Source organism: Gemmata sp. SH-PL17 (assembly GCF_001610855.1).
GTDB lineage: Bacteria > Planctomycetota > Planctomycetia > Gemmatales > Gemmataceae > Gemmata > Gemmata massiliana.
In genome coordinates this window covers 6,546,253-6,566,145 of the sequence record NZ_CP011271.1, presented here as the reverse complement: position 1 = coordinate 6,566,145, position 19,893 = coordinate 6,546,253, and the positions used below count along the sequence as shown (strand labels likewise).

Genomic DNA, 19,893 nt, shown 5'->3' with positions numbered 1-19,893 from the left:
CACTCATCAACCAGACCTCCTACGCGACCCGTTTCTGCGGCGAGCCTTCCGCAATTAGTTCCAGGAGCCGCGACGCCATGCGCGGTCCGGCCCCCGCATCTTCGTGCTTGAAGAACACGAAGCACTCGCGCCAGCCCTGCCCCCGCATTCGCGCGGCCCACTCTCGCAACGCGGTGTCGTCGTAGTCGGGTCGGCGCAATCGGAGGTAGCCCCAATCCGCTGTTGAAATGAAGGGAACGTCCAGATCGTCCTCCGCGTCGGCCACGCACATGGCCGCCTGATGATCGCGGAGCAACTCGTACACGTCGTCGTCGAACCACGACTGATGGCGGAACTCGAACGCCACGCGGCACGGCGGCAGGTACGCGAGGAAGTCAGAGAGCGCCGCAGTGTCCTTGCGGAACGTCGGCGGCAACTGGAACAGGATCGGCCCCAGCCGTTCGCTGAGGGCACCCGCACTTGCGACCAGCGATGACACCATCTCACACGAATTCGCGAGCCGCTTCACGTGCGTGATTTCTTGTGGTGCCTTCAGCACGAACCGGAAGTCCACGGGCACCTGGCTCGCCCACGTTTCCAGAATCGATGCTGTGGGCGCGCGGTAGAACGTGTTGTTGATTTCCACCGTGCGGAACCGCTCGCCGTAGTAGCCGAGCATCTTGTTGGCCGGGAGCTTGTCGGGGTAGAAGCTCCCCTTCCACTCCTTGTACGAGTAGCCGCTGGTGCCAACGAAGAAATTCACGTGCCGCTCCTCCGTGAGCGATTTTGGGAAGGACTCGCCGTATGGCGGTTACCGTGATGCTATTCCCGTTATGAGAGCCAGCATGATGACTGCCACGATCGCCGCAAATACGAACCCAAATATCTTCCAGTTCATTGCAGATTCGTAGCAACTCGGACACCGCAGTTCGTTCGCGCCGCCTTGATTGTGCTGGACGTAGATCGACTGAACGTGGCGCGGGCAACAGAACATGTTACACCCCTGACACCGCGTCGTGGCTGGCGCCGGGCACAGGCAGCACTTTGGGCCGGTTTGCGGTGCGGGAGACGGCGGAGCCGGACGGTTCGGGTGCCCGCATTGGGGACACGCGACCGCCTCAATCGATATCTGATGGCCGCACGCGGGGCAAGCGATCAACGGCATGGCGCACCGTATGGGGGGAAACACAAGCGCAACACAATTCAAGAGCGTTCGACGGCGTACTCCAGCATCACAGTTCCGGTAGCTTTGTACGCCTTACTGTTCAGTAAACGCAAGCGCGTTCGGCCCTCACCGGGTGGTAACAGCGGAACGCCGCTGCCGAGGAGCACGGGAATCACGGCGACTTCGACCGTGTCCACCAACCCCAAATTCAGCACGCTGCGAAACAGCGTCCCGCCCCCGAACAACCAGATGTCTTTACCCGGCGCGGACCGCAATTGCGTCAGCGCGCCGCCGAGGTCGTCCCCAATGATTGTGATGTCGGGGTGATCCTGCGGGCGCAGTGTGCGCGAAACGACCACGGACGTCACGCCGGGCATCGCGCCGCCCTGCCCCTGCGCCTGAGTGACCTCAAATGTTCGCCGGCCCATCAGCACGGTATCGAACCGGGCGAATATCGCTCCGAAGTCGATTTCGGGGTCCATCACGATCCAGTCGGCCTTACCGTTCGGCCCGGCCACGAAGCCGTCGAAGCTCATCGCGACCGAGTAGCAGATCTTGCGCATCGGTCCCCCTCGCATGGTGTCGCGCAGCAATCGATCTGACACCCGCACCACGATATCCGGGGATCTATTCGACCGCAATCAAGAGCGCACGAGGCGAACGTTTGGTACACGGATAGTTCTTCGACATTCGGTGTTCCTTCTTTTGCGGGCGGGGCGATTCGCAAAGGTTGCCCATCTTGCCTCCCGACAACGTTCGTTCTGATTTCCGGATAAATTCCCCTGGGCGCATTGCCGACTATTTCGTGATTCCTATACTTTCTGCGCGAATCCTCTTGCCCTGCCGGACCACCGGCAGAACCTCTCCTCGACGACCAGTGTTGCCTGTGTGGGGCAAGCGCGGCGTCGGGGCCCGCCCGGAGCGGGCTAAAGGAACGGACCGAAAGGGTCGAGTCATGGGCAGCGGCTTACTTTCCGACATGGACTTTATTGAGGAATTGCGGCTCCGCCGCTGGGCACGCGAAAATTATGTGCCCACCAATGAGCGCGACACCGCCTGGCATCCGATCATTCTGGAAGAGATGCGCCACCGGGACGGGGAAGTGAGCGAGGCCGTGCTGGTCGGGTGACCGCCACTCGCTCCGCCGACCCACCCGACGCACTCGGGTGGGTTTCTTTTTTTGTGGCGAGCCGAAAGACTCGCCGCGCCCCACCGCTCGCGCTGTGGGCGGGACACCGGACGAGCAGGACGCTCGCGCGATGCCCTGGAACTGAGCGACAAAGGTCGAGCGACAAGGAGGTTGCGCGATGGGCTTCTTCACCGGACGGGCCACGTTTCTTCGCTTCAAGGTGAACGGCCCCGCGCCACGCCAGTTCGACGACGAGCACCTCGCGCGCCTCATGGACCGGCAGGCCGGGCGCCAGCGGATCGCGTCGGCCGACGGCGTCGAGACCGGCTGGACCGCGGGCGAGCACATCCTCGACACCGACTTCCACCTCGCCAAGAACATCATCAACGACACGCTCACGTTCGACCTCCGCGTCGACACGGACAAGCTCCCGGCGGACCTGCTGCGCGCGTACATCGCCGTGGAACTGAAGGCGCTGTCGAAGGACAACCCCAGCGGGTTCGCGAGCGCGCGCCAGAAGCGTGAGGCCAAAGAAATGGCCCGTGACCGGCTCGAACAGGAGTCGAAGGACGGGCGCTACCGCAAGCGCAAGTGCATCCCGGTGCTGTGGGACCGGCAGACGAACGAGGTGCTGTTCGGCGCCACGTCGCTCACGCAGGTGGACCGGCTGTGCAGCCTGTTCGAGCAGACGTTCGGCGCGGAACTGGAGTGCGTGACCGCCGGGCGCCGGGCGTACCACCTCGCCGAACTCAACACGCGCACGCGGATGGTGGACGACTCCTCCCCCAGCGTGTTTGTACCGGGCAGCACGCCCGCGGACGTGGCGTGGATCGCCGACGAGAGCAGCCGCGACTTCCTCGGCAACGAGTTCCTGCTGTGGCTGTGGTATTACACCGACGTGCATTCCGACACGATCAAGCTCGCGGACGATTCCGAAGTCACGCTCATGATCGCCCGGACCCTGAACCTGGAGTGCCCACGCGGGCAGACCGGGCACGAGACGATCTCGCATGAAGGGCCGTCGCGCTTGCCAGAAGCGCGGCGCGCGATCCAGAGCGGCAAGCTCCCACGCAAGGCGGGCCTCACGCTCGTGCGGCACAGCGACCAGTATGAACTCACGCTGCACGCCGAAACACTCGGGGTCGGCGGCGCGAAGTTACCGCCCCCCGATGAAGGGGCGGACGCACGCGGGAAGCTCGACGACCGCGCGAACCAGCTCCGGACACTCATCGAGACGCTCGACCTGCTTTACGATGCCTTCGGGCAGAAGCGGTTCAGCAGCGAATGGGCCGGGGAACTCGAAAGTATGCAGAAGTGGTTGAAGCGCGAGGACCGGCGCGCGGCCTAACGGCGCGCCGGTTGCACATGCTCCCTTCGTGGCGCCGCGAACACCCGCGGCGCGTTCACGTCTTCAACGCGAGGGGCGCATGAATCACACCAAGTTGCTCGGGGTGTTGGGACTGCTGGCGGTTTCGTTCACGGTCGCGGGTACCGCAGTCGCAATCGGCGGAAAACCTCCGACCGAAACACCCGCGACTACCCCGACGGCCGCCGAAGACCGAGCCGTCGACCCCAAGATGTCACAGTTCATGGACTGTGCGAAGGCGTGCGACGACTGCGCACGCATTTGCAATCTGTGCGCGGCCCACTGCACGAAAATGGCCGTCGACGGGCAAAAAGAGCACCTCACCACCGTGCGCACCTGCGCGGACTGTGCGAGCATCTGCACCTCCGCGTCCGCGATCGCCATCAAGAGCGGACCGTTCTCGGACCTGATCTGTACCGCGTGCGCCGAGGCGTGCAAGCGCTGCGGGGATGCATGCGAGAAGCACGCCGATCACGACCCGATCATGAAACAGTGCATGGACGAGTGCCGGAAGTGCGAGAAAGCCTGCCGCACCATGATGAAGAACACCATCAAGCCCGAAAAGTAAGTTCGCTGAGCAACTCAGTCACCGGCCGGGCGAGATAAGCCCGGCTTGTTGCATTAGATTGGTGATAAATCGTTCTCATTGTCTGATTCGCGTGATCTGTGTTATCCGCGGCTCTTCCTGCTTCTTCTCAACACCGGACACTTACTCGCGTTCAGCAACGTGTCGCGCAGCCCTCGCTTCGGGGGTGGGGAGAGTAACAAATGCTAACGTTTTCGGCTCTGCGGCAGGTCTTTGCTTGAGTTTTTGAGCCCTAAGTGCTTTTCTTGCAATATGTTGACGCGATCGCGTTCCGCCGTGCACGCACGTCGGTTGCTAACATCTGCTAAATACGGCTTCAAAACCTCCATTTCGTCCCCGTGCGCGGCTAACAACAGGTTGACACTCCCGCCCCAAAAATACCTTTGTCTTATCGCGACCAGATCATCTACGCACTTCGATACACCCAATTATACGCTAGTGGACAGAAGGTTATAGTGGCGGCGCCAGTTTGTGGTCTCGCGGTCCGGGTGATGGGTGAGTGGAGCGTTCGGTGCTGCTCGCCCGCGTGAAACGCGAACCGAGTTTCGCGGGGTAGGTACAGCCCGCTCCACGAAACCCGCTTCGCAACTTCTTCCGAACGCGAACTCAGAAGTCCGGGATAACCTTGCCGTGGCCGCGCGTGCCCAGCAGCTCGAACGTGTACTGATCGATGTTCACCGAAATCGGGCGCACGCGGCCGTCGCCGAAGCAGAACTGAACGACGCCGGTGTGTCGGCTGCCGAACCTAGGGCTGTCGTCGCGCGGGTCGGTGGTCAAACCGGCTGACACGCCGCGGCCGTGCGCGAGCGAGTTTTCGCCGTTGTAAATGGAGCTGTCCAGTGAACCGCGGCCGTGCTTGTCGATGTGGACCTGTTTCTCGCCCACGAAGATCACGTTGCTCAGTCCGTCGGTAAAGTCCGCGAATCGTTGTGGCGTTCCCAACTGGAACGGTCCGGTCATGTTCGGTCAGGTCTCTTCGGGCGCGTCGTGGCCGCTCTTGTCGACGACGACCGCGTAGTCGCCCAGTGCGCCGGGGCGGTGGACGCGGAGCGGGTCGGTCGGAACAACGTCGCCGGATACGCTCAACGCGCCCGCCGAGGAACGCCGCGACGGACAGAAGTACGTCTTCACCACGGTCTCGCGGGCCACTGGCGTCTGCTCGTGATACGTGCGCGACAGATCCCAGGTGCGGTACAGGTTGTCCTGTTCCAGGTAGGGCAGGACGAGCACCGCCCACGTCGCCCTCCCGCGCTCCAGCGAGCTGGGCGGGTAGTGGTTATTAGTGTGCTCGTACAGGTGCATCGCCAGCCCGATTTGTTTCAGGTTGTTGGCACACGAGATGCGCGCTGCGGCCTCGCGTGCCTTCTGCACGGCGGGCAGCAGCAACCCGACCAGAACCGAGATGATGGCGATCACCACCAGCAACTCGATCAGCGTGAACGCCGCTCTTCGCAACATGGCGGACCTCCCAGGCGGGCGTAAGGGTTACGGGAACGAACCGCGGGCGGGGAGCCCCGCCCGGAACCGAATCTCGTCTGGCGCTCCGACCGCGGCACCAGACAGTTGCACGCGAACGAACTCCGACTTGGCCGGCGGCGGGGCGAATACGAGCACCACTTCGGACGCGTGCCCCGGCAGTGCGCCGGTGGTCGGCTTGCCGCGCTCCGGCGCCCACGCGCTCTCGAACGCAGCGATTTTCAGCGGGCGGTCGTTGGCATCGAGGACGCGAACGCCGTCCGCGCCCTGTCCGGCGGCCCACCCGGAGAGTGGGAGCTCGTTTTCAACGCCGGTGTTCCGCACCCGGACCGCAAGGCGCAAGTACGGCTCCTTCGTCGTCCGCTTCGCCCCTTTGGGTCCGGACAGTTCGAGCGGGCCGACCGCGGCCCGCACCGTCACCCGCACGTTGCCGGACTGCCAGGAAACCGTACCCGCGTTGAGCCAGTCGGCCGGAGAAATGGGAGCCGGCGCACCGGAGTTGAGGTCGACCGCGTGCGGCCCCTTGAGTTCCTCCGGTTTCCCATCGCTGCTGGAGGGGTAATGACCCAGCCAGGATGGAAGGAACAGGAGCACCACGATTCCTAAGAAGTGGAGCGCGGCGGCCCCCAAGCCCGCGAACCGCGCCTTGCCTTCCGCACCGAGACACAGCAACCCACCCACGAGGCCGCCCGCGGCGAGCACCAGCGCGATGATTCGCCCGTATGGTAGCTGCGACGCCAGTACCGCCGGCCCCACGAGGATGAACGCCAGCAGCGCGAACACGAGCCCCATGTCGGCCGGAGCGGGCGGGTCGAATGACGGTGCTGTCGCGGGAGCGGGCTTCGGTTTCAGTTCAGCCGGCAGCACCGGGGACGGTTCGGTCACGTCTGACAAGGCCGCAGCGGTGGGCAGTGTCTCTGCCACGGTTGGCAGTTTCGGCTTCTCGACCGACGGTGCCGAGGAGAAACTCGCCTCCGCACTGCCTTTCGCCCAGTCGGGCGGGTCATCCTCCGGCATCAGCGTGAAGTTGCTTTTGCACTTCGGACACGTCGCGCTCGCGCCGACTGCGTAGCTCGTGGCACGAACCCCACCGGCACGGCAGTACGGGCAAATGGCAATGATCGTCGGCATAACAGACCGGCGGGAGCGGGAGAGATAGTGAGAAAACTTTAACCTGCACCTTAATCGCCTTCAACATATTTCTGCGTAGCATGTTGACGATTCGCTCGAATATTCTCACGCTGCCCGGACCACGGTCTACCCGCCCCACCTATTTGTAAGGTAAGTAGTCACACCGACTGTCTGCGGTGAATGTTTGGGTCCAGGTGCCGTGTCCGGTCTGCAACGGAGCATTCCGTGAAGCGCGAACTGCTTCCTCAACTCGAATCTTTGGTCAGGCGACTGTACGAATGTCGCGGATCGTTGGTGGAAGTGGTCGAGCAGATCACCCGGTTCCCGGGCACTCTGGATCGGCACTTCACCACCACTTCGACGCTGGTCATGCGGCTGGAATTCGTGGGGGTCACGGTCAGCGGGGCGTCCCTGATGGTGCTGGGCCGGGCCTTCGGTCGGGATGTCGGGTACCAAGCTACTTGCGATCTCCTTGAGTCGCTAACGGTGTTTCCCGGAGAAGCCGTGTTCGTGGAGCGGTTCAGCAAAGGTGTCGAGCGACACTCCACGTTCCGATTGCTAAACAGTGGCGAGGTGACACCTGATGACACGTGAATTACGACTGGGGTGCGAGTCGCCAGTAAGGTCATCATGTCTGCATTTGGTGGGATTTAGCGCTGGCGCCCCGTCCACTCGTTGCCTCACCGCTCCAGGAGGTTGGCGAGCAGCACGTGTTCACGAGCGGGAGAACCAATCGCGACGCGCAAGCTTTCAGCGCCGCACCGTACTCCATAAAAGATCAACGAAGACGCGGTGAATGCCCCGGAATGTCTCGCACGCGCAGATGCTTGTGCTACGGTCGACGTAACTTGCTGCGAATTGGTGAGAAAAAGTCCGCGCATTGGGCGGTTGGTTGCGGTAGACTTGGTCGTTGTAATTCGGGTAATGTCGGTGTTTTCTCCTGCGGACGCTCCTCCCAAACCGTTTTCCCACCAACGCTGCCAAGTTTTGGTGTGACTCCCCGCCAGGAAAAGAGTCAACGATCGGCTGTCCCGGACGGCCGAGCGGTTCCGTTTCACAATGCAATCCCGTTTGAAGAGCGGGTGAAGGAGCGGTGAGAATGTCGGAGTTGTCCGATACCACCGAGGGGGCGCTCGCCCTTTCGGGAAGTGGTTATGCGACACCTGCGAGCGGGTTGGAATCGCCCTCGTTGTTCAACCCCGCCGCCGGCACCGATGCCCCGACCGCCTACGAGGTGAAGTACCTGCTGACCGAAGAGCAGGTCGCCGAAGTCGTGGACCGCGTGACCGGGAAACTGGACCTGGACGCATACGCCGATCCCGCGATGGGGAACGCCTACATCACCACGAGCGTGTACACGGACACCCCGAACTTCGACGTGTTCTACCGGAACGAGGGGTATAACCGCGACAAGTTCCGGGTGCGCCGGTACGGGCACACCGGACCCGTGTTCGTGGAGCGCAAGACCAAGAACGGGGACAAGGTCCGCAAGCACCGCGTGCGCATCAGCGCTGATGAGGTGCCGGAACTCGCGGCCCCCGCGCTTAACGGAGAATGGGCCGGAGAGTGGTTCCACAGCCAGTTGCTCCAGAAGCAACTCCAACCCGTGTGCCGAGTGGCTTACGAGCGCGTTGCGTACCTGGGCACCGCGGACGGCGGAACCGTGCGCCTCACGTTCGACCGCAACATTCGCGGGGTGCTCGTGCGCGAGTGGAAACTGGAGTCCGTAGGCGCGGTCCCAGCGCTCCTGGACAAGGTGGTGTGCGAGTTCAAGTTCCGCACCGCGATGCCGGCGCTGTTCAAGGGGATCGTGGCGGATTTGGGGCTGACTCCGACGCCCGTCTCCAAGTACCGCACGTTCGTTCAAGCCGCGGGGCTCGCGCCTGCAAGGACCGTGAATGTCTAAGCACGCGGGTGAAGTAGCGAACCCGTTTACCGACCCTGCGACCCCCGAGCCGGCACCGTTGACACCCGAAGACATTGCCTTGCGGTTGATTTTGGCGGCCCTGTTCGGGATCGCCGCGGCGCTGGCGTACTTCCTGACGCAACGCAAGACCCGCGCACAAGCGGCATCGTTCGTAGCGACAATGGTCCTGCTCGCTATCCTTCTGGGGATGGTGAGTATGGTGATCGGCACAAACATCGCGCGGGCGTTCGCGCTCGTGGGGGCGCTGTCGATCGTCCGGTTCCGCACGGTGGTCGAAGACACGCGCGACACGGCATTCGTGATCTTCGCGGTCGTAGTCGGGATGGCGGCCGGTGCCGGAGCGTATCTCGTTGCGGCTGTTGGTATTCCGATCGTGGGGTTGGTGGCATGGCTACTGGCGTACTGGGGCCGGTCGGGTGAAAAGGCACTGGCCCCCGCACCCACGCGACCCGCAACGACGGTGATCGTCCGCGTCGGGATCGGCGTGGACCCGACCGAGGCGCTAACGACTACTTTTGCGAAGCACGCGGAGGGCGTGGAACTGAACTCGGCCGTCACGGTCCGGCAGGGAACCGCGCTCGACCTCACTTACACGCTGCGACTCCGCGAAGGCGCAGCGCCACTCACACTGGTCGGCGACTTGAACCGCACCGAGGGCGTGCAGGGTGTGGAGTGGAAGGCGGAATCTAAACGCGATTAAGCGTCGGCTGGTCGGAAAATTAGGGCTACCGGGCGGGGCAGTGCCTCGCCCGTTTTCGTTTGCATCGTCGTTCGCATTACGCGTGGCCCAAGATACGATTCAGGACGTGACATGTTCGAGAGTGCCGCCCCTGCACCCGACAGTGGTTCAGAATGTCAGCATCTTGGCACCCGGCATCCTGCAAAGCATCGGCGAGGATTGGCATTCGGTCGAATGCACAATCAGAATGAATGGCTTTTGCCAGCAATATCACGGTCGATGTCAAGAACTCGGGAGCGATGGTCCCAGATTGAGGGTAAGCAAAGGTACCGCAGTTTGGCGCGCCCGAACCTAAACGTTGTCCCCAAAGGGACCAATATCGGCCCATTCGGGCATCGGCAGTAAAATCGATTCGCGCCAACTGGTCCAACCCATCTCCATCGAAAAGAATGCCGGCTGAATAACTCGGGTAAAGCCGCTCGATTGATTGGCCATAGGCATTGATTTCGACCACCCGAATGCAAACTTCGGCCTCAAGAGTGAGTTCGACGCGCTTTGAAATGTGTAGTGCTCCACGTCTTTCAATGTGAGAGCAGTGCAGTTCGGTGAACACACTCCCGACCTCAAACTCCGCATCTCCACAGTGCCCACAGACGACTAGCCCGCGCGGGAGTCGCATGAGATCAAGCCCGTGGAAATCGAACTGTTCCACAGATCCCTACCTCGGTCCGAAAAGAGAACGGCGTCAACTCTTTCTCAGCACCATGTCCACAACCCAGCACCCGCGCACGTGCGTTGCGCCTGTGTCGCGGCAGTGATTCAGCACATCGGAATTGTCGCAGCCCGCGTCCTGGAGTGCGTCGGCCAGAATCGGCATCGCGCTAAAGTCACGCGACGTATACATCTGCCGAGCTAACGCGATTGTGGTCTCGGTGCGCCATTCGGGAGAGAAGGTAACTGGGCGGAACGGGTTCCCGACAACATCTCGGAGACGATTGGCCGAAGCTCGCAGCAGTTCGGCAGTGTCGGGGGTTGGTTGCCGGTGCCATTGCCCCACTACGGGCTTGCTATAGGCTTCTGTCATTACAAATGAGCCCGCATCCCACCAAGCCCAAGAACTAAGTGGGCGGCCGATCAGATGCCTGAGTTCGTGATTCACGGCCCACGCATCAATAATTTGCTTTTCTAACGGATCGAATTCCGTGAACTGTGGGTAGAGAGTTGCCGGATTGGGTCCATCCTCTTGAACCCATCGAACGTAGTCATCGAACGCCCGTTGCATTTCGGGCGTGAGTAGTTTGCGCACGCGCCCATTTTCAGCGAACGTTGAAATGTAAACAGGCACCCGTGAACTATCGAATTCCTTGAGACGCAACTCATATAGCATCGCTTCCAAGTTGTTGCACTTCAGCCATTCCTCTTCCATCATGGCGCGTCCCTCAATTCCGTGAGTCGATCGCGGGCCTCGCCCTCGACGAACTGCCGGACGCGGGCGTCGTCGGCTTGCGCGAGGCCGGTGGGCGGGCCGTCGTAGAGGATCTGCTTGTCGTCCGGCTTGAGGCGCGAGCGCGGGTACAGCATCACGACGCGGCTCGCACATTTGTGTACGGTGCGGAGTTCGTGCGTCACGATGACCGACGTGACGGGCCGGCGCGCCCGCGTTTGGAGGATCAACTCGTTAATCACGTCCGTCATGATCGGGTCGAGACCGGTCGTCGGTTCGTCGTACAGCATCATGTCTGGGTCGAGTGCCAGTGCGCGGGCGAGCCCCACGCGCTTTCGCATCCCGCCGGAGAGTTCCGCGGGCATTTTGGCTTCCACCGATGCCGGGAGCCCCACTTCCAGGATGCGCTCGCGCACCTTCGCGGCGATGTCCGCGTCGCTCACCCCGCCCTTGGCACGTAGCCCGAACGCGACGTTATCGAACACGTTCAAACTGTCGAACAGTGCCGCTTGTTGGAACAGGAACCCCACGCGAAGACGCAGCAGCGTGAGGTCGCGTTCGGAGAGCTGGTGAATCGGCGTGTTCTCGAACAGTACCTCGCCCTTAGTCGGTTTCAGCAGGCCGACGATGAGCTTCAGCAGCACGGTTTTGCCGCACCCGCTTTCGCCGATGACGCAGAGCGTGTCTTGCGGGAAGATGTCGAGATCGATGTCGGCCAGCACCGGCTGCGCGCCGAACTGCATGCTCACACCGCGGAGCTGAACGATCGGCGCGGGTGCGTCGGACATCTTTGGTTCCCTGGGTTGAGGACGCGCAGGCCATCGGCCTGCAAAAGCCCCGAAGGGGCGCGATTCCTAAGCCCAGGGCAACACCCTGGGGCGCGTTTCGGACGTCATTTACCCACCAAAGTACGCGCGATTGCGCTGCTCGTAGCCCGTGTAGCCGAGTAGGTCGTATAATTCGGCACGAGTTTGCATGTTCGGAATGCTGGCCGTCTGTACGCCATTTGCCGCGAGGTCGCGGAGTGTGTTTTCGGCCGCTTTCATCGCGGCACGGAAGGCCGTGAGGGGGAAAAGGATGAGCCGGTAACCCATTGATCCGAGAGTGGTTACGTCGAGATTCGGGGACTTGCCGAACTCGGTCATGTTCGCGAGCAGGACCGAGCCGGGAAGGGCGTTCGCGAACCGCTCGAACTCTTCACGCGACTCCATTGCCTCCGGGAAGATCCCGTCCGCGCCCGCGTCCAAATACATCTTCGCGCGATTCACCGCGTCGTCGAAACCGTGAACGCCCTTTGCGTCGGTGCGGGCGATGACGACGAAGTCTTTGTCCGTTTTGGCGGCCACCGCGGCGCGGATTTTCGCGACCATTGCCTCCGCGCTCACCACCGACTTCCCGGAGAGGTGCCCGCAGCGCTTCGGCATCTCTTGGTCTTCGAGGTGAATCCCCGCGACCCCGGCCGACTCGAACATGCGGACCGTGCGCTCGACGTTCAGCGCTTCGCCGAAACCCGTATCCGCGTCGCAGAGTAACGGTAGCGAGGTCGCTTGTGCAGTCAGTTGTGCGGCCTGCGTGAACTCCGTGAGCGTGAGGAGCCCGATGTCGGGCACGCCGTTACCCGCGGAGAGCGCACCCCCCGAGAGGTAGACCGCCTGGAACCCCAGGCGCTCGGCCATCTTCGCCACGAGCGGGTTGAACACGCCGGGGATCGCGATCGGTCCGCGTGCCCACGCCTCGCGGAGCCGGCGCCCGGGCGAAATCGGAGCGGAATCAGCCATCGTTTTGCCCGTAAGTGGTGCAAGTGAAATCCGCGTTATCATAGCGCCGCGGCGGGTGGGAAGGAAGATTTTTTGAAACGATCGGAATTGTCGGAAGTCGTTTCATAGCAACGCGCCGCGGTTTTCGGCGCTTACCATGTTCGGGCGGCGCGCGAACCGGACACTTGACACACCGTGTCTCGCTTTTAGAATCTCAACGTGCAATCCCACCCCTTGAGGTGTGCATGATTACTCGGTTGCCGATTTCAACCGCGATGATTCCGCTGCAAGGCGGTTAGCTCTCCCGACAACTTGGTTGTTGAGGGGGCCAAACCAGATCGGTTTGGCTTTCGTATTTGATAGGGCGATCGAAATCGTGATAGACGACCTCTCAAGGTCGATCGAAGCCGAAGGGAATGAGGAGAGATGTTGCGCGTGTAGCTCAGTTGGTATGAGCACGTCGCTGATAACGACGGGGTCCCTGGTTCAAATCCAGGCACGCGCACCTAGGTTGGTGAAACGGTCGGGGGAGTAGCTCAACTGGTAGAGCGCCTGCTTTGCAAGCAGGAGGTCAGGGGTTCGATTCCCCTCTTCTCCACACCAAAGTTGTGTCCGATCCGAGAATCCTGCGAGTCTTTGCGAATAACTTGCAAAGAGAATGAGAAGAAAAAATCGCGGGCCGGGTTGACAGTGAGAAGGGCCGTGACTAATATACTCTTCGCGATAATGTAAATGTAACGCTGTCAAGTGGTTGCGAACACAATCGCAAATAGAGTGGATTGAAGGCTGAAGCAAGATAGAGTTCGCTTTGCTCGACAGGGTGAACGAACTAATTGGGTGATAGAAGTTTCCTGAAAGGGAGATGGAGGTTGCCCACAAATGCAGGTGGCATTGCTGCCTGCGAGATCGATCTTTGACAACGTGGTGAAGCAAGTTAGTTGCATCTGTTCGGTGCCACTGGCGGCGGATTGGTTCGGCCCGGGAGGGTCGGTTCGTCCGGTGCGGGTGGTGGCCGAGTGCATGACAATGCAAAGACAAGACACGAGCCTTAGAAGTGAGAAATGAATCGTCAGCCCGGGTCGCACCCAAGTGACTCGGGACGATGCTAGCTGGAAGAGTGCTTGTGAACCTGTTGCGGCGACGTGGCGGGGGAGCGAGCAATGCGGCCAAGCTAGTAAGGGCGTGTGGGGGATGTCTTGGCACCAGAAGGCGAAAGGGCGTGGAAGACTGCGAAAAGTCCGGGGGAGCTGTCAAACGAGCTTTGATCCCGGAGTACCCGAGCGAACCCAGGGAACTGAAACATCTCAGTACCTGGAGGAGGAGAAAGAAACCTCGATTCCGTCAGTAGCGGCGAGCGAACGCGGAACAGCCCAAACCACGGGTAACACCGTGGGGTTGTAGGACCGCATTTAGGATCCCGAGTTCCTAACGAAAGGGTCTGGAATGACCCGCCACAGAGGGTGAAAGTCCCGTACGTGACAGGAGCAAGGGCCGAGCGGTATCCTGAGTAGGACTCAACACGTGAAAGTGAGTCCGAATCGGCGGGGTCCATCCCGCAAGGCTAAATACTCTCTGGTGACCGATAGCGAACAAGTAGCGCGAGCGAAAGATGGGAAGAACCCCGATAAGGGGAGGACACTGAACCTGAAACCACATGCCTACAAGCGGTGGGAGCCCTATGCCCTCACGGGAACGGGTGACCGCGTGCCTTTTGCATAATGATCCGGCGACTTACCGTAACCAGCCAGGTTAAGGGCCTCTGGCCCGGAGCCGAAGCGAAAGCGAGTCTCAAACGGGCGCTAAGTTGGGTGCGGTAGACGCGAAACCACGTGACCTACGCATGGCCAGGATGAAGTGGGGGTAACACCTCATGGAGGACCGAACTCATTTGGGTTGAAAACCGATGGGATGAGCTGTGTGGGGGAGTGAAAGTCTAATCAAACGTGGAGATAGCTCGTTCTCTCCGAAATAACTTTAGGGTTAGCGTTCGGATAGTTGACGCTGGGGGTAGAGCGACTGATTTCGAACGGGGGCCTACCCGGCTACCCGTCGAAGCCAAACTCCGAATACCAGTGTACCAGTCCGGGCAGCTAGACGGTGGGGGATAAGCTTCATCGTCGAGAGGGGAACAACCCAGATCACCCGCTAAGGTCCCGAAGTCGTACTCAGTGCGAAAGGAAGTTGGATTCCCGAGACAGCCAGGATGTTGGCTTAGAAGCAGCCACCATTTAAACAACGCGTAATAGCGGACTGGTCGAGGAGTCCTGCGCCGATAATGAACGGGACTCAAGTACGACACCGAAGCGGTGGGTGCAGCAATGCACGGTAGGAGAGCGTTGCGTGTGCGGCGAAGGGGTACGGGCAACGAGCCCTGGAGCGCATGCAAGTGATTATGCCGGAATGAGTAGACGATAAAACGGGTGAGAATCCCGTTCGCCGTAAACCTAAGGTTTCCTGGGGAAGGTAAATCCGCCCAGGGTTAGCCGGTGCCTAACGCGAGGCCGAAAGGCGTAGCGGATGGGGAGCAGGTTAATATTCCTGCGCTCCTCGCACAACACGGGACGCCGGTTCAAGGTGGTGTAGGCTGATCAGATTGCCTCAGGGCACTTAAGACCCCGATATCCACCGCGGACCGGCCGAGAAAACCGTGCGAGAAACCGTACTAAAACCGACACAGGTAGGTGAGATGAATATTCTAAGGCGCTCGAGAGAACTCTCGTGAAGGAACTCTGCAATTTAACTCCGTAACTTCGGGAAAAGGAGTGCCCCCGCAAGGGGGCCGCAGTGAAAAGGTTCTGGCGACTGTTTACTAAAAACACAGGTCTGTGCGAAGGCGCAAGCCGCGGTATACAGACTGACGCCTGCCCGGTGCTGGTAAGTTAAGGGAGAGGGTTAGCCGTAAGGTGAAGCTCGCAACCGAAGCTCCAGTAAACGGCGGCCGTAACTATGACGGTCCTAAGGTAGCGAAGTTCCTTGTCGGGTAAGTTCCGACCTGCATGAATGGCGTAACGACCGGAACACTGTCTCCACGAGAGACTCGGTGAAATTGTAGTTGTCGTGAAGATGCGACATACCCGCAGCTAGACGGAAAGACCCCGTGAACCTTAACTGCAGCTTGGTATTGGGTTTAGACCCGGCATGCGTAGTGTAGGTGGGAGACTATGAACCGCGCATCTCGGTGCGTGGGGAGTCAATGATGAAACACCACCCTTGCCGTGTTTGAATTCTAACCTGACGTGTGTAGCGTCAGGGACCGTGCTAAGTGGGCAGTTTGATTGGGGCGATCTCCTCCTAAAAGGTAACGGAGGAGTGCAAAGGTACCCTCAGCCCGGTTGGCAATCGGGCATCGAGCGTAAAGGTAGAAGGGTGCTTGACTGCGAGTCCGATGGGACGAGCAGGGACGAAAGTCGGCCTTAGTGATCCGGTGGTCCCGGATGGAAGGGCCATCGCTCAACAGATAAAAGGTACTCCGGGGATAACAGGCTTATCTCCTCTGAGCGTTCATAGCGGCGAGGAGGTTTGGCACCTCGATGTCGGCTCATCACATCCTGGGGGTGGAGAAGCTCCCAAGGGTTCGGCTGTTCGCCGATGAAAGTGGTACGTGAGCTGGGTTTAGACCGTCGTGAGACAGGTCGGTCCCTATCTGCTGTGGGCGGAGGATACTTGCGGGGCTTTCTCCCTAGTACGAGAGGACTGGGAGGGACACACCTCTGATGTTCCAGTTATGGCGCTAGCCGTACCGCTGGGTAGTCACGTGTGGACGGGATAAACGCTGAAGGCATATAAGCGTGAAACTTCCCCCAAGATCAGGTATCCCGCGCAAGCGAAGGCTCCTCGTAGACTACGAGGTCGATAGGCCGGACGTGTAAGTGTGGTAACACACTCAGCTAACCGGTACTAACAGCCGAGCGCTTGGCCGCATTGCTCGCTTCCTCGCTCGTGTCGCATGTCATGCGGCACAGTGCGACTAACACGCTTCACCACGTTGACAACGATACACCGGCCCCGGCTCACCCCGGGGCCACCGGGCGACGAAACCTCGTCCCCAGCGACTTCAAGTAGATTTGAAGCAGCTTGCCGGTGACCAGACCCGAGCGGAAACACCCGTTCCCATTCCGAACACGGCCGTGAAACGCTCGGGGCCGATGGTAGTGCGTCCAGCGCGAGAGTAGGTATCGCCGGCTACTTTACAATAAACCCCGCACAGCCAAAGCTGTGCGGGGTTTTTTCGTTGTTTGATCTCGGAGTGTGTGAGGGGCATAAAAGAGCCGCGGATAACGCAGATTACGCGGATCAAGACAAGAACGTATGGCTCATGAGGCGGTAGAGGTGGAGGTTTAGCAGAGGATGCTGTCGGGCAACGAGTTGCGACCAGCCTCCACCTCTACCGCCTCATGAGCCGAACGTATTTGTTGTTTCGTTCAGGATGCCAAGGGCAGAAGTGATCCCAGCTTCACGAACCAACCACAAGTGATCGGAGCTTCGCCCATGTTCATCGTTTGGAGCGGCCTCGGGTTTCTGGTTATCCCGATCGTCATCATTGGCGTCGTTACGGCAGGAGCGATCGCACAGTTCGAGCCGAACGTTCGCTGGCCGCGGATGGTTGCGGTACCGACGACCGCAATCGCCACGCTCGGTTTGGGGGTTCTGCTCAACCGCAAGAAAGTGATCGGCCGTGACGCTTGGGGCAACGCCGTGACCGCGAACGAAGGGCACTCACTGTACTGGATTCCGATCCAATACTGGTCCGCGATCATCTTTGTGATCGGGACCATTCTGGTCTTCAAGAGATAAACTCATTCGCCTTCGAGGTCGGTGTCCTTCAGATCGGTCAGGAACATGTGACCGGGCTTGTGTGTGACCGCGAACGGCGGTTTCGCTTGCATCACGGCCGCTTGTGGAGTCACACCACAGGCCCAGAATACGGGCACTTCTCCCGCGCGAATCTCGACCGCGTCACCGAAATCCGGTTTGTCGATGTTCTGAATGCCGATCGCGGCCGGCGCGCCGAAGTGGACCGGTGCGCCGTGTGCGCGCGGGAACCGGCTACACACCTGAGTGGCTTTTACAGCTTGTGAGGGCGTGAGCGGCCGCATCGAGACAACCAGTGGTCCGCTGAAGCGCCCGGCCGGTTTGCACGGGATGTTCGTGCGATACATCGGCACGTTTACATTTTGTTCGATGTGGCGCACCGGAACGCCCGCGTCGAGGAGAGCGTTCTCGAAGGTGAACGAGCAGCCGATCGCGAACGAAACGAGGTCGTCGCGCCAGTGGCGGGTGACGTCGGTCGGTTCTTCGACTAACTCGCCGTTCTTCCACACGCGGTACGCCGGCAAATCGGTACGCAGATCACTGCCCGGCGCAACAAGCTTTGCTTCTGGATCGCCCGGTTCCGTGACATCGAGCACCGGACACGGCTTCGGGTTCCGCTGACAGAACAGAAGGAAGTCGAACGCCCAGTCGCGCGGGAGGATCACGAGGTTGGCGTGGACGAAACCGAGCGCGAGGCCCGGCGTCGGCCCGGTCAGAGTACCCGAGCGGCACGCGGACCGCACTTGTGCCCCGGTCGCGTTACGCAGATCACTACCACTACCCATCACGCCTCCAGAATCTCACGAATGCGGACGAGCGGTTTCACGTACTCGTCCCACGACAGCCCGTCCACGGTGGCGGTTTGCTGACCCGTTACACCGTCCACAAGCGGCCCTTCGCGGACCATCACTTCGAGAATTTCGCGTTCGCGGTCGGGATCGAACAAATCTGTCGGTGGTTTCACCCCGCGAAGCACGTATATGCCCGCGGCGAGCGCATATGCGCCCCAATTACTCACTCCCGCAACGATGAGATGATCCGTCGGCACTCGACAGTGAATCTGATCGCCGTTGGGGATGTTCTTCACGATCGTTTCGTGCGGGATTTTTCCCATCCCGACTTCGTTTCCCCCGTCGCCGATACCAATCGAAGGTGCGCGCTGCGGGGCCTCGAACCACGTTCGGACCGGAAGCATTTCGTGGCTGATATCACGGCCACGCATGGTGTAACAGCGATTGTCTACGGCAGGGCCACCGCGTTCGAGCGCAATGAGGTGAGAGAAGCGATTCTCGCTCGGAAGCGCGACGACACCGTTTGAGTCCACAACAAGCGATTCGGCCTGCGCGGAGAACCCGAACTGTCGGATCGCAACGGCGTGAGAGCGATGGCCTTTGGGTTCGCTGTACAGTGTGACCGCGATGGAGAGGGCTGGCAGAGCGCGTGCGAGAAAGATCGCACCGAGAGGCCCGTCCGTTTCAAATGCCGGTGGACTGGAGGATGGAATAAAGAAACCCGTGACGACACCGAGATGCGGCTTTTCGGCCTTTACGATGCTCTGGCACGCCGCCTGAAAGTCGCCCGCGGTGGCGGTGAATAAGTTGTCGTGTGGGTCGCGGGCGAGGCCGCGGTTGCCCGGGTCGATTTGCACCGCGGCCAGGATCGCGGCGAGCTTTTCGTCGGTTGTCATGCGGGTGTGTCGGGCTAGGTCGGCCGGTCGCCGTTGAGGAGGTACGCGAAGCGCCCGCGCCAGAACTTGGGTACGTCGGCCTTCGCGGTGATGGGTTCTTTCGTCGTCGGGTGGAGGAACGTGAGGCTGCGGGCGTGCAGGCCGATCGCGTGTCCGAACGATTGGTCGCTACCGTACTTATCGTCCCCGTAGATCGGCGTTCCGCGACTGGCGAGTTGTACGCGGAGCTGGTGCTTGCGGCCCGTGTGCGGTCGCAGTTCCAGCCACGTGAGCCCGTTGTGACGCGCACGTACCTGAAACAGTAATCGCGCGAACTGAGCGCCGGGTGTTTCGGGCGCTACAACTTCCACGCGCATCTTCAGTTCGTCTTTTTTCAGCCAGTCTTCGATCGCACCAGTATCTGCGGTGGCCCACGGCGCGGCCGTGATGGTCTTCCCGCGAACCTGGTTTTCGACGACCGCCCAATAACACTTCTCGACGCCGCCTTCGCGGAACTGTTCGCTCAGTCGCGCTGCGGACTTACTCGTTCGCGCGAACAGGAGCGCGCCGCTCACGGGCTTGTCGAGCCGGTGGACGACCCCGAGGAACACGTTGCCGGGCTTGTCGTACTTCTCTTTCAGGTACGCTTTGACGAGCCGGTCAATGGTTTCGTCCTTGCCGTCGAAGTGCGTGGTCGGCCACCCGGCCGGCTTGTTCAGCGCCAGACAGTGGTTGTCTTCGTACAGGATGTCGAGGTGTTCCGCGAACGACATGCG

Annotated in this window: 18 protein-coding genes, 2 tRNA genes, 2 rRNA genes and 1 pseudogene; 11 read left to right on the top strand and 12 right to left on the bottom strand. The window is 60.9% G+C overall.

Annotated features, from left to right (window positions below):
• Positions 1 to 19: 19 nt before the first annotated feature.
• Genes VT84_RS27070 through VT84_RS27065 form a run of 3 tightly spaced genes read right to left on the bottom strand, consistent with a single transcriptional unit; the run spans position 20 to position 1,707 of the window.
• Positions 20 to 742: a DUF72 domain-containing protein gene (locus VT84_RS27070; RefSeq protein WP_082841691.1), complete on the bottom strand. Its 723-nt coding sequence runs from the start codon at positions 740 to 742 to the stop codon at positions 20 to 22.
• A 48-nt stretch (positions 743 to 790) separates the two neighbouring features.
• Positions 791 to 1,144, bottom strand: a complete 354-nt coding sequence (locus VT84_RS42445; RefSeq protein WP_157469859.1) for a zinc ribbon domain-containing protein — start codon at positions 1,142 to 1,144, stop codon at positions 791 to 793.
• 38 nt (positions 1,145 to 1,182) lie between these two features.
• Complete coding sequence (locus VT84_RS27065; RefSeq protein ID WP_162271862.1) at positions 1,183 to 1,707, bottom strand: dihydrofolate reductase family protein; 525 nt, start codon at positions 1,705 to 1,707, stop codon at positions 1,183 to 1,185.
• A gap of 392 nt (positions 1,708 to 2,099) precedes the next feature.
• On the opposite strand from VT84_RS27065, the gene VT84_RS40290 reads away from it, so the two are divergent.
• The 3 genes from VT84_RS40290 (at position 2,100) to VT84_RS27055 (ending at position 4,207) form a co-directional block, all read left to right on the top strand.
• On the top strand, positions 2,100 to 2,273 hold the full coding sequence (locus VT84_RS40290; protein WP_174266029.1) for a hypothetical protein: 174 nt from the start codon (positions 2,100 to 2,102) through the stop codon (positions 2,271 to 2,273).
• Positions 2,274 to 2,451: 178 nt separating this feature from the next.
• Complete coding sequence (locus VT84_RS27060) at positions 2,452 to 3,621, top strand: hypothetical protein (RefSeq protein WP_082841690.1); 1,170 nt, start codon at positions 2,452 to 2,454, stop codon at positions 3,619 to 3,621.
• 79 nt (positions 3,622 to 3,700) lie between these two features.
• Positions 3,701 to 4,207 carry a four-helix bundle copper-binding protein gene (locus tag VT84_RS27055; protein ID WP_082841689.1) on the top strand — a complete coding sequence of 169 codons (507 nt, stop codon included), beginning with the start codon at positions 3,701 to 3,703 and terminating at the stop codon, positions 4,205 to 4,207.
• Between the two features lie 624 nt (positions 4,208 to 4,831).
• Here VT84_RS27055 and VT84_RS41275 read toward each other — a convergent pair.
• Together VT84_RS41275 and VT84_RS27040 are read right to left on the bottom strand one after the other, a co-directional pair.
• Positions 4,832 to 5,683: pseudogene (locus tag VT84_RS41275) on the bottom strand (DUF1559 domain-containing protein).
• Between the two features lie 27 nt (positions 5,684 to 5,710).
• Positions 5,711 to 6,832, bottom strand: a complete 1,122-nt coding sequence (locus VT84_RS27040) for a hypothetical protein (RefSeq protein WP_082841687.1) — start codon at positions 6,830 to 6,832, stop codon at positions 5,711 to 5,713.
• Between the two features lie 225 nt (positions 6,833 to 7,057).
• Between VT84_RS27040 and VT84_RS27035 the strand changes: the two genes are divergently transcribed.
• The 3 genes from VT84_RS27035 to VT84_RS27025 all read left to right on the top strand — a co-directional run bounded on the left by VT84_RS27035 (position 7,058) and on the right by VT84_RS27025 (position 9,459).
• A complete protein-coding gene (locus VT84_RS27035) occupies positions 7,058 to 7,426 on the top strand; it encodes a hypothetical protein (protein ID WP_082841686.1) in 369 nt (122 codons plus the stop codon).
• Positions 7,427 to 7,931: 505 nt separating this feature from the next.
• Positions 7,932 to 8,738, top strand: coding sequence for a polyphosphate polymerase domain-containing protein (locus VT84_RS27030; RefSeq protein ID WP_082841685.1), 807 nt, complete (start codon positions 7,932 to 7,934; stop codon positions 8,736 to 8,738).
• Entirely contained in the window at positions 8,731 to 9,459 is a 729-nt protein-coding gene (locus VT84_RS27025) for a DUF4956 domain-containing protein (RefSeq protein WP_082841684.1), read from the top strand. The genes VT84_RS27030 and VT84_RS27025 overlap by 8 nt, the downstream gene beginning before the upstream one ends.
• Before the next feature lie 76 nt (positions 9,460 to 9,535).
• Here the strand turns inward: VT84_RS27025 and VT84_RS38925 are convergent, their stop codons facing one another.
• From VT84_RS38925 to prpB, 4 genes are all read right to left on the bottom strand, one after another.
• Complete coding sequence (locus VT84_RS38925) at positions 9,536 to 10,051, bottom strand: hypothetical protein (protein WP_157469855.1); 516 nt, start codon at positions 10,049 to 10,051, stop codon at positions 9,536 to 9,538.
• Between the two features lie 132 nt (positions 10,052 to 10,183).
• On the bottom strand, positions 10,184 to 10,867 hold the full coding sequence (locus tag VT84_RS41270) for a hypothetical protein (RefSeq protein WP_239465481.1): 684 nt from the start codon (positions 10,865 to 10,867) through the stop codon (positions 10,184 to 10,186).
• On the bottom strand, positions 10,864 to 11,670 hold the full coding sequence (locus VT84_RS27015; RefSeq protein WP_082841683.1) for an ABC transporter ATP-binding protein: 807 nt from the start codon (positions 11,668 to 11,670) through the stop codon (positions 10,864 to 10,866). The genes VT84_RS41270 and VT84_RS27015 overlap by 4 nt, the downstream gene beginning before the upstream one ends.
• Positions 11,671 to 11,778: 108 nt before the next feature.
• A complete protein-coding gene (gene prpB / locus VT84_RS27010; protein ID WP_082841682.1) occupies positions 11,779 to 12,660 on the bottom strand; it encodes a methylisocitrate lyase in 882 nt (293 codons plus the stop codon).
• A gap of 410 nt (positions 12,661 to 13,070) precedes the next feature.
• Between prpB and VT84_RS27005 the strand changes: the two genes are divergently transcribed.
• From VT84_RS27005 to VT84_RS26985, 5 genes are all read left to right on the top strand, one after another.
• Positions 13,071 to 13,144: transfer RNA gene (locus VT84_RS27005), tRNA-Ile, on the top strand.
• Positions 13,145 to 13,164: 20 nt separating this feature from the next.
• Positions 13,165 to 13,237, top strand: a tRNA-Ala gene (locus tag VT84_RS27000).
• Between the two features lie 566 nt (positions 13,238 to 13,803).
• Positions 13,804 to 16,559: ribosomal RNA gene (locus VT84_RS26995) — 23S ribosomal RNA — on the top strand.
• 156 nt (positions 16,560 to 16,715) lie between these two features.
• Positions 16,716 to 16,823, top strand: a 5S ribosomal RNA gene (gene rrf / locus VT84_RS26990).
• Positions 16,824 to 17,127: 304 nt separating this feature from the next.
• Positions 17,128 to 17,433, top strand: a complete 306-nt coding sequence (locus tag VT84_RS26985) for a hypothetical protein (protein WP_052562049.1) — start codon at positions 17,128 to 17,130, stop codon at positions 17,431 to 17,433.
• Positions 17,434 to 17,435: 2 nt separating this feature from the next.
• Here VT84_RS26985 and VT84_RS26980 read toward each other — a convergent pair whose 3' ends face one another.
• The 3 genes from VT84_RS26980 to VT84_RS26970 are packed head-to-tail and all read right to left on the bottom strand — an operon-like array spanning position 17,436 to position 19,890.
• On the bottom strand, positions 17,436 to 18,236 hold the full coding sequence (locus VT84_RS26980) for a putative hydro-lyase (RefSeq protein WP_052562048.1): 801 nt from the start codon (positions 18,234 to 18,236) through the stop codon (positions 17,436 to 17,438).
• Positions 18,236 to 19,138: a glutamate cyclase domain-containing protein gene (locus VT84_RS26975; protein WP_082841681.1), complete on the bottom strand. Its 903-nt coding sequence runs from the start codon at positions 19,136 to 19,138 to the stop codon at positions 18,236 to 18,238. Before VT84_RS26975 ends, VT84_RS26980 begins: the two co-directional genes overlap by 1 nt.
• A 14-nt stretch (positions 19,139 to 19,152) precedes the next feature.
• A complete protein-coding gene (locus VT84_RS26970; RefSeq protein WP_052562044.1) occupies positions 19,153 to 19,890 on the bottom strand; it encodes an RluA family pseudouridine synthase in 738 nt (245 codons plus the stop codon).
• Between the last annotated feature and the right edge of the window lie 3 nt (positions 19,891 to 19,893).